The organism is Maribacter flavus, from assembly GCF_008386635.1.
In the GTDB taxonomy this organism is placed as follows: Bacteria; Bacteroidota; Bacteroidia; order Flavobacteriales; family Flavobacteriaceae; genus Maribacter; species Maribacter flavus.
This window is the reverse complement of the sequence record NZ_VUOE01000001.1, coordinates 663,772-680,274: the sequence shown is the minus strand read 5'-3', so window position 1 is coordinate 680,274 and position 16,503 is coordinate 663,772. Positions and strand designations below refer to the sequence as shown.

Genomic DNA, 16,503 nt, shown 5'->3' with positions numbered 1-16,503 from the left:
AGAACGCCTTATAAATTCAAAATAGTATCTTTTTAAGAGTAATTAACTTTTTGATTTGATGGCTTTTGGGATACGCCTTAATCATGAGTAGACTGCCTCGGGGTATTCAACCCTTTGGCGGTGCCAATAAAATGTTATTTTGACCTAATATCTTGTTAAAATAGGCCAATCAGGTTAATATAGCATAGAAATAGGTGAAGATTCTTGTTTTTGCCACCAAAAACGATTCTGAATTTTGTACCGTATAATTTTAATATACAGCGTTATGAAATATAGAAGAGTATACCCAACAATTTGGCAATCGATACCATTCTCTTTGGATATGATGGATCAATGGGACAACAAAGGAAATAGGATTGAAGAATTGACCTTAATAAATGACATAGCCATTGATAGGGGCGTGTCCGAAATGTTATTGAACGTTTCCCATATCTCCGTTTTGGACAATGCGGGCAAAGAACATGAAATGCCCAATTTCAAGGGCAACAAGGCTTTGAACCTAAAGGGGATGCATACAGGTTTGTATTTAAAGACCAAGGAGGCTTTGGATCTTCCTGTTCGGAATTATAGTACATTCCGTTTCTACCTAAATGGAAAAGGAAATTATTTTATCAATAAAGAAAAGGATATGGAGGCGGTTTATGGTTTTCCGTATATGGATTTCAAAATACAAAATGGATTGGCCATCACCGGAAATGATTCCAAAAAAGTTATCCTACGATTCGATTTTGAACCATATTCCTTGGCCAGTTATTTTAAACCCCTTTTGAACCTTTTTAAAAGGTCTAAAACTATGTCCCATAAGTGGGCCAATAGTTTGAATTAAGACTTGCGCAAAAAATAAAAGTAAAGGCACCCTAGAAGGGTGCCTTTTTGTTTCTATATCTACCGATTTTAATGGGCTACCAGCCAGTTTTCTCCCATACCCAGTTCAACATCCAGGGGAACGGCCAATTCATACGCATTCTCCATTTCGGATTTAATTACCTGTTTTAGGGTTTCCAGTTCGGGCTTGTAAATGTCAAAAACCAATTCATCGTGTACCTGAAGCAGCATTTTGGATTTGTATCCGCCCTCGATCAATTTCTTGTGGATATTGATCATGGCTATTTTAATGATATCGGCCGCGCTTCCTTGTATGGGGGCATTCACGGCGTTTCGTTCGGCGGCACCTCTAACAACCGCATTGCTTCCGTTGATGTCCTTTAGATAGCGCCTACGGCCCAGAACGGTCTGTACGTATCCGTGCTCACGGGCAAAATCCACCTGTTCGCTGATATAGTTTCTAAGCTTCGGATAGGTTTTATAATAGGTGTCTATCAAATCTTTGGATTCTGAACGCGATAGGTCCGTCTGATTGCTTAGCCCAAAGGCCGAAACCCCATAAATAATTCCAAAGTTTACGGTCTTGGCATTGCTTCGTTGCTCCCGCGTTACTTCTTCCAAGGGTACGTTAAAAACCTTGGAGGCCGTGGATGCATGGATGTCCTCCCCGTTTTTGAAGGCCTCGATCATGGTGTCCTCTTGGCTTAGGGCGGCAATGATGCGCAGTTCTATTTGGGAATAATCCGCTGCCAGTAAGGTATAATCCCCATTTCTTGGGACAAAGGCTTTTCGTACCTGTCTACCTCTTTCCGTTCTAATGGGAATATTCTGTAGGTTGGGGTTGTTGCTGCTCAAACGTCCGGTGGCCGCAACGGTTTGCATATAATCCGTATGTACCCTGCCCGTAGAAGGTTCTACCTGTTCCGGCAAGGCATCCACATAGGTGCTTTTGAGTTTGGTAAGCCCCCTGTAATCCAGTACATTCCTAATGATTTCGTGGTCCTTGGCCAGATAGGAAAGTACGTCTTCTGCCGTGGAATATTGCCCCGTCTTGGTTTTCTTAGGTTTGTCCACCAACTTCATTTTATCAAAAAGGATTTCGCCCAGCTGTTTGGGCGAACCGATATTGAATTCTTCCCCGGCGGCCTCATAAATTTGCTGTTCCAGATTGGCGATATCGTTCTCAAGATCTTTGGAAAGGGACTTTAAAAAATCGATGTCCAAATTGATGCCTTCCAGTTCCATATCGGCCAAGACCCTTAACAAGGGTATTTCTATATCCCCAAAAAGTCCGTCCGTTTTAGCTTCCGCCAATTCCGGTCTAAAATGTTGGGCGAGTTGAAAGGTGATATCCGCATCCTCCACGGCATATTCCGTTTGTTTTTCCAAAGGTACTTCCCGCATGGAAAGCTGGTTTTTTCCCTTTTTGCCGATGAGCTCCGTTATGGAAATGGGGGTATAGTTCAGATAGGTTTCGGAGAGTACGTCCATATTATGGCGCATATCCGGATTGATGAGGTAATGGGCCAACATCGTATCAAAAAGTCTACCGTGAACCTTGATATTATACTTGTCCAAGACCTTAATGTCATATTTTAGGTTCTGGCCGATTTTTTCAATATTCTCCGATTCAAAAAACGGGCGTAACTCCTCGATGAGTTCTTGGGCCTTGTCCGGTTCCTCTGGAAACGGAACATAAAAACCCTTTGTCGCCTCCCAGGAAAAGGCGATACCTACCAATTCCGCCTCCAAAGGATTGATGGAAGTGGTTTCCGTATCAAAGCAGACGGAGGTCTGTTTCATTAAATTCTGTAGGAACAACTTCATGGCCATACCCGGGGCCACACTTTGATACACATGGGGAACATCGGCAATGGTATTTCTACTGGAAGTATCCTTGATGGTTGCTGGGGAAGCCCCATCCCCACCAAAAAGGGAAAATTGGCCACTGCCTGCGGAAGAGGCTATTTTTTGGGCCGTTTCCGTGCTGGTCACTTGGGTTTCCGTAGTGTCCTCTTCCCCTGAGAATATTTTGATGAATTGCTCCTTAAGCCTCCTGAACTCCAGCTCCTCGAATATTTTTTGGACGGCCTCGCTATCCGGAACGGAAAGTTCATAGTCCTCGGCATTGAAAGTAACGTCGCAATCCGTGCAAATGGTAGCCAGTTTTTTTGAGAGTCGGCCCAACTCGGCATTTTCAATGACTTTTTCCTTCATTTTGCCTGTCAACTGGTCCGCATTTTCCAAAAGCCCTTCCAAGGACCCGAACTGCTCAATGAATTTTTTGGCCGTTTTGTCTCCTACACCGGGCAGGCCGGGGATATTGTCACTGGCATCGCCCATCATGCCCAGGTAATCGATTACCTGTTCCGGGCGTTCTACCCCAAAGCGTTTTTGGACCTCGGGGATTCCCCATATCTCGATTCCATTGCCCATACGGGCAGGTCTGTACATAAAAATATTTTCAGATACCAGCTGCCCAAAATCCTTATCTGGAGTTACCATAAACACTTTATAGCCTTCTTTTTCGGCCTGTTTTGATAAGGTGCCTATGATATCGTCCGCTTCCCAACCTTCCAAAATAACCGAAGGTATATGCATAGCTTTTAGGATATCCTGGATATAGGGTATCGCAATCCGAATGGCATCGGGTGTTTCATCCCTATTAGCTTTGTATTCCGGGAAAAGTTCCGTTCTCTCAGTACTGCCACCTTTGTCAAAACAGACGGCCAAATGGTCCGGTTTTTCACGATTTATCACATCGAACAAGGAATTCATAAAACCCATGATGGCACTGGTGTCCATCCCCTTGGAATTGATTCTTGGGTTTTTTATCAGTGCATAATAGCCACGAAAAATTAAGGCGTAGGCGTCCAGTAAAAACAGTCTTTTTTGTTCCGACATTTTTGAAAATTATAGGTGTGGGGTTAAAATTACGAAGTTTGTTTTAATGCGCTAAAGGTATGGGCAATTGAACCTAGGATTTTAAATAACTACCCGAGGGATTATTCAAATGCCCATCTTTGGTGTAGGTTCTATAGGTAAATCCTGGATGTATGCAATAGGCGCCCGTTTCACCTTTTTTATTGATAGCGATAAACCCAATTTGGAAATCCTGCTTGTCCTTGTTCTTGTCAATGATACGTTTTACGCCTTCTTCGCAGGCTTCTTGGGGCGATTTTCCCTGGCGCATCAGTTCCACTATCAAAAAACTGCCCACGGTTCGTACCACTTCTTCGCCGACCCCCGTGGCCGTGGCCCCACCAACCTCGTTATCCACAAAGAGTCCGGCACCTATTATGGGGGAATCGCCCACGCGCCCGGCCATTTTATAGGCCATGCCGCTCGTGGTACAGGCACCTGCGATATCTCCCTTTTCGTCTATGGCCAACATGCCTATGGTATCGTGGTTCTCAATATTGATGATTGGTTTATACTGCGATGTTTTTTTCCACTCCTCCCATTCCTTTTTTGATTGCTCCGTCAACAAATTTTGTTTTTCAAAACCTTGCTCGTAGGCGAACTGTTCCGCTCCTTTCCCAACCAGCATGACATGGGGCGTCTCTTCCATGACCTTTCGCGCTACTGAAATGGGATTGGCAATATTTTGAATGGCCAAAACGGCCCCGCAATTGGCATCCTTGTCCATGATGCAGGCATCCAGGGTTACGTTTCCATCCCGGTCCGGCCTGCCACCATTGCCCACCGTTTGGTTGTCCAGATTGTTCTCTTCAACCATTACGCCTTGGTGAACGGCATCCAGGGAACTTCCTCCGGCACTCAATACTTCCCAGGCCTTTGCCGTGGCATTGCCAAAATCCCAGGTGCAGATGGTGATGGGAATGGTAGCGTTTGATTGGGTGTCGATTGGTTTTTGGTTCTTTTCATAGTCGCTGGGTGCCGCTATTATGGGAGTTGCCAACATGCCTGCAGTAAGGGCCCCGGAATTTTTTAAAAACTTTCTTCGTTGCATTGGTTCGGTTCTTTACTTTTAAGAAATTAAATATAAGAAGATGCTAGTAGAAGTCTGTGCAAATTCCGTTGAATCTGCCATCAATGCGGAACGGGCGGGAGCGGACCGAATTGAACTGTGTTCCGAATTGGCCGTTGGCGGTATAACGCCTTCCTATGGATTGCTGAAAACGGTAAAGGAACGGATTTCCATCCCGATACATGTATTGATCCGGCCCCGAAGTGGCGATTTTACCTATTCCGATGTTGAATTCAAGGTAATGCTAGAGGATATTGCCTTGTGCAGGCAAATGGGTGTTGAAGGCGTCGTATCGGGTGTTCTACATACTGATTTTACCTTGGACGTAGCACGGACGGCCGCGTTGATGAAAGCCGCGCAAGGGATGAAGTTTACCTTTCACAGAGCCTTCGATTGGGTGAAAAATCCCAAAAAGACGATGGAAACACTTGCGGATTTGAAAGTGGATTATGTACTTACTTCCGGTCAGGGAAAGTCCGCCTTGGAAGGATTGGCACTTTTGAGGGATTTGAAACGATTATTTCCGAATGTGGCGATCATGCCAGGTTCCGGTATCAACGAGGAAAATGTCCGGTCCTTTCTGGAAGCGGGCTTTGAGGCGATACATTTGTCCGGGACCAAGTTCCGACAAACATTGACCTTACCTCCTCCCATCTCCATGAACTCGGCATCCTTTTTGAACGATGATAAGCTGGGAGTTTCAAACTTTGAAACGATAAAAGCCGTGGTCGATAAGGTTAAATAAAATCCAAATGCACCACTTTCCTGTCGTGCATAAAATATATTTGTAAAAAAGAAAGGAATGCTCCGCTGGATATTGTTTGTGCTGATTTACCTAGGACTGAGTTTTTATATAGTTCAGGCCTTACGGACCTTGTTCAGGCAACCTTGGGTCTATCTGGTTTATATTTTGGTGTCATTGGCCATCCTGGTCAATTTTATTTATCAGTTTACTGCAGGGGAGGAGGCGGGTCGTGTGTTGAGCAGGCCTAAAAGTTATGCCTTTGGCTTTTTACTGACGATGTTGTCCTTTAAGTTGGTCATCATACTCTTTTTGTTTTCCGAAGATATTTTCAGAATCCTTTCTGGCGTATACCAAAAACTCTTTGGGGCATCCAAGGCGTTCACCCTCCCCGAAAGGAGACGCTTTTTGGGTATGATTGCCTTGGGGATAGCCGCTTTGCCTTTTGGCGCCCTTTTGTATGGGATGTACAAGGGCAAGTATAATTTCAAGGTGCTGAAGTATACCTTGGAATTCGAGGATCTGCCGGATAGTTTTGATGGTTACCAGATCACCCAAATATCGGACATTCATAGTGGTAGTTTTGACGACCGAAAAAAAATAGAATATGGTGTAGACCTAATCAATAAACAGAAGAGCGACCTTTTACTTTTTACAGGGGATATGGTGAATAACAAGACCGAGGAAATGTTGCCTTGGGCCGATTTGTTCAGCACCTTGGAGGCCAAGGACGGTAAGTTTTCCGTGTTGGGCAACCATGATTACGGGGATTACATCGCATGGGAAACGGAGGCCTCTAAACAGAAGAATTTACAGGATTTGAAGGACTTGCAACGGAATATGGGGTTTGACCTTTTGCTCAACGAACACAGATACCTCCAAAAAGGGAAGGACCGTATTGCCCTGGTTGGGGTGGAAAATTGGGGAAAAGGTGGTTTCAAAAAAGCCGGCGACCTTAAAAAGGCTTCAGCACAAATACATCCTAACGATTTTACCATTTTAATGAGCCACGACCCTTCCCATTGGTCCGAAGAAGTATTGCATGACGAAAAGCACTATCATTTGACCTTAAGCGGGCATACGCATGGTATGCAATTTGGGATAGAGATTCCCGGCTGGGTGAAATGGAGTCCCGTCAAATGGCGCTATCCACATTGGGCGGGCATCTATAAGGAGTTGGGGCAGTTTATTAACGTCAATAGGGGCTTCGGGTTTTTGGGCTATCCTGGAAGGGTGGGCATTTGGCCGGAAATTACGGTACTCACCCTTAAAAAAAGACCTTAACATGATTTTAACTCGGCCCGTTCTACACAATACATGGGGCCGACGTTGTATTTTAACATTTTTTACTACATTTGGCTTATAACGCAAAGCCGATTCTATGTCTAAATTTGGTGAACTTATAGACTTGAACGTTCCCGTGCTGTTGGATTTCTATGCAGAATGGAACGAACAATCCACTGCCATGCATCCCGTATTGCGCGATGTGGCCGCTGCCTTGGGAGACAAAGGTAAGGTCATAAAAATCGATGTGGACAAAAACAAGGAACTTTCCCAGGCATTGCGTGTTAAAGGTCTTCCCACCTTAATGATCTATAAAAAGGGCGAAATGGTCTGGCGCCAAAGTGGCGAGCAAGACGCAAAAACCCTCATAGGCATCCTAAACGAGTACGTTTAGCGGCAGTTTTTAATTTTCCTTCACCATTTTTATTCGATCGGGTTGCCAATGGTATCCTGCAGTAAATCGGTCGTAGTTTTATCCGTACTGATTGTATCGCTCATGGGCAAGGTATCTATTATCATATCCGGGTCGTCCTGATATTCGCCTTCGGGCATTTCAAAACTATCCTCGTCCTTGTAGAAATGTTGGAATTTGTCTATGTACTCGTTGAATATCAAAGTCTCTTTTTCCGCAAAATCCTTTTCATCGTTGGCGATTACGGTATCGATGTTTCTTCGGTAGGCTTCCATATCGGCTATGATATCGTCAATATTACTGTATTGTTCGTCCAAACTTGTGGAAGCATAGTACTCCAAACGTTCCTGATATTTTTTCTTTAAGACCCCGAACAACTCTCGAGCCTTGGTAGTTTCCCCAACTTTGTAATAACCATCCACAAAAGGCTCAACCAGTGAATAATAACCAAAAATTTCTACGGGCATGTTGGTCAAGGAAATTTCGATAATTTCCTTGGCCCTGTCCATCTTGTTCTCTTTAATTAGGGCTTCCATCAATCGGGCGAGGTTTCCTCTGTAACTTACACTTTGAATCCTCGTTTGGGTGTCATGGTAAATATTCTTGTCGCCGGCGTTGCCCCAGTCCCATTTTGTTACGATGTCGTACATCAAATCTGTATCAATACGGCCCATTTCAAAGGAGTTGGGTCTTTCGGTTCTAATAGGAACCAATTTATAGGCCAGGCCGTCCAATTGCAGATAGTCCTTCATCCAAAGGTATTCCGCATCGTCAAAACTTCCTCCAGAGAAATAGAGGGGTCTTTTCCAGTCATTGTTGGCAAGGATGTCCAACATCATCATGCTCTTTTTGGTAATGACACTGGGTAAGTTGATATCGATATAATCCACGATTATGGCGGAATCCTTCGGTTTTACCAAACCACTTTCCAAAACATTCTTTTTGTTTACAGGAACACGGATTTTGTTCGTTGGGTAGTACACCATGTTCTGGGTATTTTCTGAATAGTTACTTAAATCAGCACCCTGTTGTTCCAACAAATAACCCAATTTTGTGCGCGGTTTGTCACTATCGATCCAATTGATGAAATCCTTGATGGGCCACCTGTTTTCCGTAATACCTTGATGATATAAAACATCCCTGGAACCAAATCGATATTTGTCGTGTTCGATCTGCGAAGGAATCGGGTCGCTATCGTAGGCCTTTCGCTTCATTTGATCTATGTACCAATCCGTTTCGAACAAGCTTGTACAAACGATACGGACATCCGTACGGTATTTTTCTATTTCTTGGGCGTACCATAACGGGAAGGTATCATTATCCCCGATGGTGAACAAAATGGCCCCGGCATCTTCCTGGCAGGAGTCCAAATATGATTTTGCGGATGAATTTGCCGTAAACCTGTTGGAGCGGTCATGGTCGTCCCAGTTCTGAACGGCCATCACGGTGGGTACCGCAAAAAGACATGCCACTACGACCACGGGCGCCAAAATCTTTGGTGTGATCCAATCCTTAAATCCGTCATAAAGACCGTATACACCAAGCCCTATCCAAATAGCGAACACATAAAAAGACCCTACCAAGGAATAGTCGCGTTCCCTTGGCTGAAAAATATAGGGATTGGTGTAAAACTGAATGGCAATACCGGTAAAAAGGAAAAATACCATTAGCACCCAGAACTGTTTTGGGTCTTTGGATACTTGAAAAACCAATCCAATAATTCCTAGAAGCAATGGTAAAAAGAAATACGTATTCCTACCGGGATTGTTCACGATGTCACTTGGGAGATTGTCTTGGCTGCCCAATCTTGCACTGTCGATAAAGTTGATACCACTGAGCCAGTTTCCGTTGTCATTGTATCGGCCTTGGACATCGTTCTGTTTCCCCACGAAGTTCCACATGAAATAGCGCATATACATGTAGTTGAACTGGAATTCGAACATGTATTTAATGTTGTCCCAAACCGTTGGTGGTTGTACTTCAATATAATCGCTGAACCTTTTGATAAAGCTGATGTATTGGTCTGCATCTATTTCTCCGTTTTCGAATCCGGTCTTCACTTGATTGATGGCTTCGGCCAAATCTGCATTGTATTCCGTCATTTTAAAATCCAATGGGCCAAAATACTGCATGTAATTGGAAGCATGTTGTGAGCTCCACATTCTGGGTAATATGCCCTGATGGTCCGGATTGGGGCCTTGTTCGGAATTTTTGTATTTATTTACGATAATATATTTTCCCAAGGTATAATCCTTTTCATACTTGGGCTTTCCGTCCCTATCCTCACCAGCGGGAGCGAACATATCTGAATAATACGAACCATAAACCGGGCTGTCAACCCCGGGATATTGCTCTCTGTTGTAGTAGGCCAAAAGAGCCCGGGCATCCTCCGGATTGTTCTCATTGATGACCACTTGTGCGTTTGCCCGTATAGGAAGCATCAACCAAGATGAGAATCCTAGAAAAAGAAACATCAGGCAGAGTACTATGGTATTTGCGGTCTTATAATTGTTCTTTCTAGTGTAGCTAAGGCCGTAATAAAAGGCCCCAATAAATAAAAGTCCAATAATTATGGAACCCGAATTGAATGGGAGGCCGATGGTATTAATGAAGAACACCTCGCCCCAACCGAAAAACATCAGTACATAAGTAAGGGAAAATTTATAGACCAACATCAGAATGGCAATAACAATGACATTGGCCAGAAGGAAATTTTTAACATTAGTCTTTTTATAGGTCTTAAAATAGTAAAGTAGTCCAATGGAAGGAATGGCCAAGAAGCCCATGAACTGGACCCCAAAGGTTAGGCCTACCACGAAGGAAATAAGCACGAGCCAACGGTCGCCTCTAGGGTCGTCCAAATTGTCCGTCCACTTAAGTCCCAACCAAAGCAATAGAGCCATGATCAAACTGGCCGAAGCATATACCTCGGTCTCTACCGCATTGAACCAAAAGCTATCTGAAAAAGTAAAGGCCAAGGAGCCAATAATAGCACTTCCCAATATAGCAATTGCCTTGCTATTGGTCATGGGTTCATTACTATCTAACAATTTTTGTGCAATATTGGTGATGGTCCAGAACATGAAAAGTATCGTAAAGGCACTTGAAACCCCAGAAACTAAATTGACCATCATAGCAACTTGACTAGGTTCTAGGGCGAACATGGAAAAAAAGGCACCGATCATTTGTAATAGCGGCGCCCCGGGTGGATGCCCTACTTGGAGCTTGGCCGAAGTTGCGATGTATTCACCTGCATCCCAAAAACTATTGGTTGGCTCAACGGTAATGAAGTAAGTAATGAAGGCAATAAAAAAGACGGCCCACCCAAGAAGGGTGTCCCATTTTTTGAAGTTCTTTGAAAACATGGAACCTTGGTTATAGCTATCCGGCGAAATTACTAATTTATATAGATACCCACCCATTATTTTTATAAACCTTTAACAGGTAAGAGAATATGGATTTTTACTTATTTGGCTCAAAAAATGTTTGTTCAAACCAAACTTTGTTTTAAATTTGCACGCTCTTAAAGGTATTGGCCCATGGTGTAATGGTAACACTCCGGTTTTTGGTACCGTCATTCTAGGTTCGAGTCCTAGTGGGCCAACTAATAAGAATACAAAATCCCAACATCCCTAGATGTTGGGATTTTTTTATTTTCTTTCTAGAGTACGTTTTAATAAAATTTACACAAATCAACCTTTGGTGCATATAATTTGGTAGTTCACCTTTTAAATTAATCTGGTGGGTTCAAAACGGTTAAGTTCACAGTCTCAAATCTTAAAATTGTATGCACATACACCTTGTGATCGTAGATGATTCCAATATATGGTTGAATATAGCGGAAAGATTGGCGCGGTCAAACCCATTGATAGCAAGTGTTTCCAAATTTAATGACCCCATGGACGCTTGGATATATTTGCAGACTTCGCATGCCAATGTATTGATGACCGACATAGAAATGCCCATGTTGGATGGGTTCTCTTTTGTAACCATGTTTGGAAGAAAATTGCATATCATTTCTAGTTCCACCAGGGAGGAATTTGCTAACCATATAATGAAATTGGGGTGTTCCAACTTTTTGTCGAAACCATTTTCAAAGGAGGCGTTTGATACGGCTATCGCAGATATATATCAAAGGGCGTCCACTGGTAAAGCTTCAAGAAAAGTGGTAAAGACTTTTGGTTGATATTTCGTACATTGTCAATTAATTGCATCAATAATATATTGGAAAAACGACAGAGCCTTAAAGGTTGCCCCGTAGCTTTGAAATATTCTTAAAACTAAATGTTATGAAGTTGACCGAAAAAAGTTTAAAGATTATACTTGTAGTTGTTTTGGTTGGTTTTGGGGTTGGTATTTACCTTCAGGATTTACAGCATAGAAAGAGTACCCAGCATGCCTGGAAGGCCAATAGGTATAATCTATCTAGATTCGATAAAATTACCGAGTACAACAAAAAAATGAACGCCGGTAACTGGCAGATGATGCGCGATAGCATTCAAGGTCAATTGGATACCTTAATGATATTAAGGTTTAGAAGAGAGGTCGATAGTATTAATGATCTGAATAGTCAGGATGGGAAACCGCAAACGGCTCAATTGTTGGGAGGATTGAGGTGAGAACAAAACTATTTCCACTATAATTTGTGTGGGGTTTTCTTAAATCATTTGATTGAATTCTAACATCTTATTGCAAACAACAAAGAATATTGTATATTTGCAGCACTGAAAGAATAAAAGTATTCGTGAGGGGACAATTTGTCCCCTCTTTTATTACTTGGTTTTTTATGTTGAAGGAAAAGGTTAAGGAATTACTGGAAAAGGGATTGGAAGAAGATCCTTCGTTATTTTTAATCGATTTTACGGTGTCCCCGGATAACAAAATTAAGATAGTAATCGATGGTGATGACGGTGTGACCGTAAATGATTGTATCAAGATAAGCAGGGCCATTGAACATAATTTGGATCGGGAAGAGGAGGACTTTTCCCTTGAAGTTGCTTCTGCCGGGGCAACGGCGCCCATGGTGATGCCCAGACAATATAAAAAGAATATAGGAAGAAAACTGGAGGTGGAGACTTCTGGTTCGTCATTCGAAGGTAAGCTGACACAGGCCAACGATGAATATATCGTTTTGGAATGGAAAGCTAGGGAGCCCAAACCTGTTGGTAAGGGAAAAGTTACAGTGCAGAAAAGAGAGGAGATCCCCTTTTCTGATATTAAAAAAGCGAAAGTTGTATTAAAATTTTAATTGTAATAACCAATGGAAAATATTGCGTTAATCGAATCTTTCTCGGAGTTTAAGGATGACAAGTTCATAGACAGGGTAACACTTATGGCAATTTTGGAGGATGTTTTTAGGAACGCCCTTAAAAAGAAGTTTGGGTCCGATGATAACTTTGATATCATTATTAACCCTGACAAGGGAGATTTGGAGATTTGGCGTAACCGGGTGGTAGTCGAGGATGGAGAAGTGGAAGATCCCAATGAGGAAATTTCCCTTTCCGAGGCACGTAAGATAGAACCTGATTTTGAAGTAGGCGAGGACGTATCTGAAGAGGTTAAGTTGATCGATTTGGGGAGACGGGCTATTTTGGCACTCCGTCAAAATTTAATCGCCAAAATCCATGAGCACGATAATACCACCATATACAAGCAGTTTAAAGATCTTGAGGGAGAGATTTATACCGCTGAGGTGCATCATATTCGTCACAAGGCGGTTATTTTGTTGGACGATGAGGGCAATGAAATTATTCTTCCAAAGGACAGACAGATCCCATCGGACTTTTTTAGAAAAGGGGACAATGTTAGGGGTATCATTGAAAGTGTAGAGTTGAAAGGTGCCAAACCCACGATCATCATGTCCCGAAGCTCTCCCTTGTTCTTGGAACAATTGTTCTTTCAGGAAATACCAGAGGTTTTTGATGGTTTGATTACCATTAAGAAGGCGGTGCGTATTCCTGGTGAAAAGGCAAAAGTGGCGGTAGATTCATACGATGACAGGATAGACCCGGTAGGGGCCTGTGTAGGTATGAAGGGGTCACGGATCCATGGAATCGTTAGGGAGTTGGGCAATGAGAATATCGATGTAATCAACTGGACTTCCAATCCGCAGTTATTGGTGACAAGGGCATTGAGCCCTGCCAGGGTATCTTCGGTAAAACTGGACGACGAAAAAATGACCGCTCAGGTATACTTAAAGCCAGAGGAAGTGTCCAAGGCTATTGGTCGAGGAGGTCATAATATTCGCCTGGCAGGTCAATTGACCGGTTATGAGATCGATGTGTTCAGGGAAGGTGTTGAGGAAGATGTGGAGTTGACAGAGTTCTCCGATGAAATCGATGGTTGGATCATTGAGGAGTTTAAGAAAATAGGGTTGGATACGGCCAGGAGTGTTTTGGAACAGGACGTGGACGATTTGGTAAAACGTACCGACTTGGAGGAAGAGACAATTATAGAAGTTGTACGTATCCTAAAAGAAGAATTAGAAGATTAGCTATATATTAGCGGATAAATAAAAGAACGGGAATCAGTATTTATGGCAGATAATCCAAAAATAAGACTTAATAAAGTTCTTCGAGAGCTTAATATCTCCTTGGACAGGGCAGTAGATTACTTGAACAGCAAAGGACATGATGTGGACGCAAGGCCGACCACAAAAATCTCCGATGAGGTATATCAAGTGCTATTGGACGAGTTCCAGACCGATAAGAGCAAGAAAGTTGCTTCAAAAGAGGTAGGGGAGGAAAAGCGAAAGGAGAAGGAAGCCATACGGGTCCAATTGGAGCAGGAGCAGGAAGAACGAAGATTGGCACGTGAAAAAAGAAATGCTGCCCAAGAAGAAAATAGACTTACGGGAAAAGTGGAGCTTGCCGGACCCAAAACGGTTGGTAAAATCGACCTAAACCCTAAGAAAAAGGAAGAGCCTCCTAAACCAAAGGAGGAAGAAAAGGTACAGGAACCGGAAAAGGTATCCGAAGAAAAGAAGGTAGAAATAAAACCGCAAGCCGAAACACCTGTAGCTGACAAGCCGAAAGAGGTAGCGCCTGAAATTAAATCAGATGCGCCCGAAACCTTGGAGACCCAGTACAAGAAGTTATCCGGACCAAAAATTACGGGCGATAAAATAGACCTTTCCAAATTCCAGAAGCCGAAAAAGAAGAAGGAAGAGAAAAGTAGTTCGGACAGTTCAGACCGTAAGAAGCGTAGAAAGCGTATTGTAAGTAAAAATACATCGGGTCCCGGTCAATCTAAGGGTGGTAATTCCAACGACCGCAAGGGCAATAGACGCTTTGCGGCTTCCAAGGTAGAGCCTACTGAGGAAGATGTTCAAAAGCAGGTGCGTGAGACCTTGGAGAAACTGCAAGGAAAATCCAAAAAAGGCAAAGGTGCCAAGTATAGAAGGGATAAGAGAGATCAACACCGTCAGCAAACGGAAAAAGACCTGGAGCAACAAGAACTGGAAAGTAAAATCCTTAAGGTTACCGAATTTGTTACCGCCAGTGAGGTTGCAACGATGATGGATGTTTCCACTACAGAGATTATTTCGGCCTGTATGTCATTGGGTATCATGGTTACTATGAACCAGCGATTGGATGCGGAAACACTTTCGATTGTTGCGGAAGAGTTCGGCTATGAGGTAGAATTCGTGACGGCGGATATTGAGGAGAGTATAGTTGAGGAAGCGGATGCTCCCGAGGATTTGGAGCCTAGGGCACCTATTGTTACGGTAATGGGACATGTGGACCATGGTAAGACATCTTTGCTTGACTACATTAGGGAAGAGAATGTAATTGCTGGTGAAAGCGGGGGTATTACCCAACATATTGGGGCCTATGCTGTCACCTTGGACAATGGTCAAAAAATTTCATTTTTGGATACACCGGGTCACGAAGCTTTTACGGCGATGCGTGCAAGGGGTGCTCAGGTGACGGACATTGCAATTATTGTAATTGCCGCGGATGATGATATTATGCCGCAAACTAAAGAGGCCATAAGTCATGCGCAAGCTGCAGGTGTGCCTATTGTATTTGCTATCAATAAGGTCGATAAGCCAACGGCAAATCCCGATAAAATTAAGGAAGGACTTGCCCAGATGAATTTATTGGTGGAAGATTGGGGCGGTAAAATTCAGTCACATGACATTTCAGCCAAGACAGGGCAGGGTGTTCAGGAGCTTTTGGAAAAGGTATTATTGGAGGCCGAATTATTGGAATTAAAGGCCAATCCCAACAAATTGGCTTCTGGTACGGTAGTAGAGGCGTTTTTGGACAAAGGAAAAGGATATGTATCGACAATCTTGGTGCAGGCTGGTTCCTTGAATATTGGGGATTATGTTTTGGCCGGAACAACCAGTGGAAAGGTAAAGGCCATGCAGGACGAGCGAGGAAAGAGCGTTACCAAGGTCGGTCCATCGCAACCTATATCCATCTTAGGTTTGGACGGTGCGCCACAAGCAGGTGATAAGTTCCATGTCCTACAAGATGAGCGTGAGGCCAAGCAGATTGCGGCCAGAAGGTCCCAATTACAGCGGGAGCAATCGGTCAGGACTCAGCGTCATATCACATTGGATGAAATTGGAAGACGTATAGCCTTGGGCGAATTCAAGGAATTGAACATTATACTTAAAGGTGATGTGGATGGTTCCGTTGAAGCTTTGACTGATTCGTTCCAGAAACTGTCTACCGATGAAATCCAGGTGAACATTATCTACAAAGCTGTTGGGCCTATTACGGAGTCCGATGTTTTATTGGCCTCCGCCTCGGATGCTATCATTATAGGATTTAATGTTAGGCCGATGGGCAATGCCAAGGCCATGGCCGAAAATGAGGAGATAGACATCAGGATGTATTCCATTATTTACGACGCCATAAATGATTTGAAAGATGCGATGGAAGGCATGCTTTCCCCGGAAATGAAAGAGGAGATTACCGGTACTGCCGAAATCAGGGAGACCTTTAAAATATCCAAAATTGGCACTATTGCAGGCTGTATGGTAACAAGTGGAAAAATATTCAGGAATTCCAATATTCGCCTAATTAGGGACGGTGTAGTAATTTACACGGGTGAACTGGCATCCTTGAAGCGCTTTAAGGATGATGTCAAGGAAGTTTCCAAAGGGTATGATTGTGGTCTCCAGATCAAGAACTACAATGACATCAACGTAGATGATATTGTGGAAGCCTTCCAAGAGGTGGCCGTTAAAAAGAAGTTGAAATAAAGCGAAACGGATTGCTTGAATAACAATTAAAA

General features: G+C 43.3%; 12 protein-coding genes and 1 tRNA gene. 10 read left to right on the top strand and 3 right to left on the bottom strand.

Annotated elements, in window-relative coordinates:
• The first annotated feature begins 265 nt into the window (after nucleotides 1-265).
• Nucleotides 266-826 carry a hypothetical protein gene (locus F0361_RS03085; protein WP_154917175.1) on the top strand — a complete coding sequence of 187 codons (561 nt, stop codon included), beginning with the start codon at nucleotides 266-268 and terminating at the stop codon, nucleotides 824-826.
• 68 nt (nucleotides 827-894) lie between these two features.
• Here F0361_RS03085 and polA read toward each other — a convergent pair whose 3' ends face one another.
• Both polA and F0361_RS03075 read right to left on the bottom strand, forming a co-directional pair.
• Complete coding sequence (polA, locus tag F0361_RS03080; protein WP_154917174.1) at nucleotides 895-3,729, bottom strand: DNA polymerase I; 2,835 nt, start codon at nucleotides 3,727-3,729, stop codon at nucleotides 895-897.
• A 73-nt stretch (nucleotides 3,730-3,802) separates the two neighbouring features.
• Nucleotides 3,803-4,798, bottom strand: coding sequence for an isoaspartyl peptidase/L-asparaginase family protein (locus tag F0361_RS03075; RefSeq protein WP_154917173.1), 996 nt, complete (start codon nucleotides 4,796-4,798; stop codon nucleotides 3,803-3,805).
• 40 nt (nucleotides 4,799-4,838) lie between these two features.
• Here F0361_RS03075 and F0361_RS03070 point away from each other — a divergent pair, with 40 nt between their 5' ends.
• From F0361_RS03070 to F0361_RS03060, 3 genes are all read left to right on the top strand, one after another.
• The gene (locus F0361_RS03070) at nucleotides 4,839-5,561 is read left to right on the top strand and encodes a copper homeostasis protein CutC (RefSeq protein WP_154917172.1); all 723 of its coding nucleotides are present in this window, start codon (nucleotides 4,839-4,841) and stop codon (nucleotides 5,559-5,561) included.
• Between the two features lie 57 nt (nucleotides 5,562-5,618).
• Nucleotides 5,619-6,842, top strand: coding sequence for a metallophosphoesterase (locus tag F0361_RS03065; RefSeq protein ID WP_154917171.1), 1,224 nt, complete (start codon nucleotides 5,619-5,621; stop codon nucleotides 6,840-6,842).
• A gap of 97 nt (nucleotides 6,843-6,939) precedes the next feature.
• Nucleotides 6,940-7,236 (top strand): thioredoxin family protein, encoded by a 297-nt coding sequence (locus F0361_RS03060; RefSeq protein WP_138258789.1) that lies wholly within the window; start codon nucleotides 6,940-6,942, stop codon nucleotides 7,234-7,236.
• 29 nt (nucleotides 7,237-7,265) lie between these two features.
• On the opposite strand, the gene F0361_RS03055 is transcribed toward F0361_RS03060, so the two are convergent.
• The gene (locus tag F0361_RS03055; protein ID WP_154917170.1) at nucleotides 7,266-10,619 is read right to left on the bottom strand and encodes a glycosyltransferase family 117 protein; all 3,354 of its coding nucleotides are present in this window, start codon (nucleotides 10,617-10,619) and stop codon (nucleotides 7,266-7,268) included.
• Between the two features lie 168 nt (nucleotides 10,620-10,787).
• Between F0361_RS03055 and F0361_RS03050 the strand changes: the two genes are divergently transcribed.
• The 6 genes from F0361_RS03050 (at nucleotide 10,788) to infB (ending at nucleotide 16,471) form a co-directional block, all read left to right on the top strand.
• Nucleotides 10,788-10,858 (top strand) — tRNA-Gln (locus tag F0361_RS03050).
• Between the two features lie 183 nt (nucleotides 10,859-11,041).
• Nucleotides 11,042-11,440 (top strand): response regulator, encoded by a 399-nt coding sequence (locus F0361_RS03045; RefSeq protein WP_154917169.1) that lies wholly within the window; start codon nucleotides 11,042-11,044, stop codon nucleotides 11,438-11,440.
• 103 nt (nucleotides 11,441-11,543) lie between these two features.
• Nucleotides 11,544-11,873 (top strand): hypothetical protein, encoded by a 330-nt coding sequence (locus F0361_RS03040; protein WP_154917168.1) that lies wholly within the window; start codon nucleotides 11,544-11,546, stop codon nucleotides 11,871-11,873.
• A gap of 167 nt (nucleotides 11,874-12,040) precedes the next feature.
• Entirely contained in the window at nucleotides 12,041-12,502 is a 462-nt protein-coding gene (rimP, locus tag F0361_RS03035) for a ribosome assembly cofactor RimP (protein WP_154917167.1), read from the top strand.
• Nucleotides 12,503-12,514: 12 nt separating this feature from the next.
• Nucleotides 12,515-13,747: a transcription termination factor NusA gene (nusA, locus tag F0361_RS03030; RefSeq protein WP_138258784.1), complete on the top strand. Its 1,233-nt coding sequence runs from the start codon at nucleotides 12,515-12,517 to the stop codon at nucleotides 13,745-13,747.
• 42 nt (nucleotides 13,748-13,789) lie between these two features.
• The gene (gene infB, locus F0361_RS03025; protein WP_154917166.1) at nucleotides 13,790-16,471 is read left to right on the top strand and encodes a translation initiation factor IF-2; all 2,682 of its coding nucleotides are present in this window, start codon (nucleotides 13,790-13,792) and stop codon (nucleotides 16,469-16,471) included.
• The last annotated feature ends 32 nt before the right edge of the window (nucleotides 16,472-16,503 follow it).

Coding starts and splice junctions, on each gene's coding strand:
- nusA (WP_138258784.1), top strand. CDS start 12,515: ATGGAAAATATTGCGTTAATCGAATCTTTCTCGGAGTTTAAGGATGAC.
- F0361_RS03055 (WP_154917170.1), bottom strand. CDS start 10,619: ATGTTTTCAAAGAACTTCAAAAAATGGGACACCCTTCTTGGGTGGGCC.
- F0361_RS03045 (WP_154917169.1), top strand. CDS start 11,042: ATGCACATACACCTTGTGATCGTAGATGATTCCAATATATGGTTGAAT.
- F0361_RS03065 (WP_154917171.1), top strand. CDS start 5,619: ATGCTCCGCTGGATATTGTTTGTGCTGATTTACCTAGGACTGAGTTTT.
- rimP (WP_154917167.1), top strand. CDS start 12,041: ATGTTGAAGGAAAAGGTTAAGGAATTACTGGAAAAGGGATTGGAAGAA.
- F0361_RS03070 (WP_154917172.1), top strand. CDS start 4,839: ATGCTAGTAGAAGTCTGTGCAAATTCCGTTGAATCTGCCATCAATGCG.
- F0361_RS03075 (WP_154917173.1), bottom strand. CDS start 4,798: ATGCAACGAAGAAAGTTTTTAAAAAATTCCGGGGCCCTTACTGCAGGC.
- F0361_RS03040 (WP_154917168.1), top strand. CDS start 11,544: ATGAAGTTGACCGAAAAAAGTTTAAAGATTATACTTGTAGTTGTTTTG.
- F0361_RS03060 (WP_138258789.1), top strand. CDS start 6,940: ATGTCTAAATTTGGTGAACTTATAGACTTGAACGTTCCCGTGCTGTTG.
- infB (WP_154917166.1), top strand. CDS start 13,790: ATGGCAGATAATCCAAAAATAAGACTTAATAAAGTTCTTCGAGAGCTT.
- F0361_RS03085 (WP_154917175.1), top strand. CDS start 266: ATGAAATATAGAAGAGTATACCCAACAATTTGGCAATCGATACCATTC.
- polA (WP_154917174.1), bottom strand. CDS start 3,729: ATGTCGGAACAAAAAAGACTGTTTTTACTGGACGCCTACGCCTTAATT.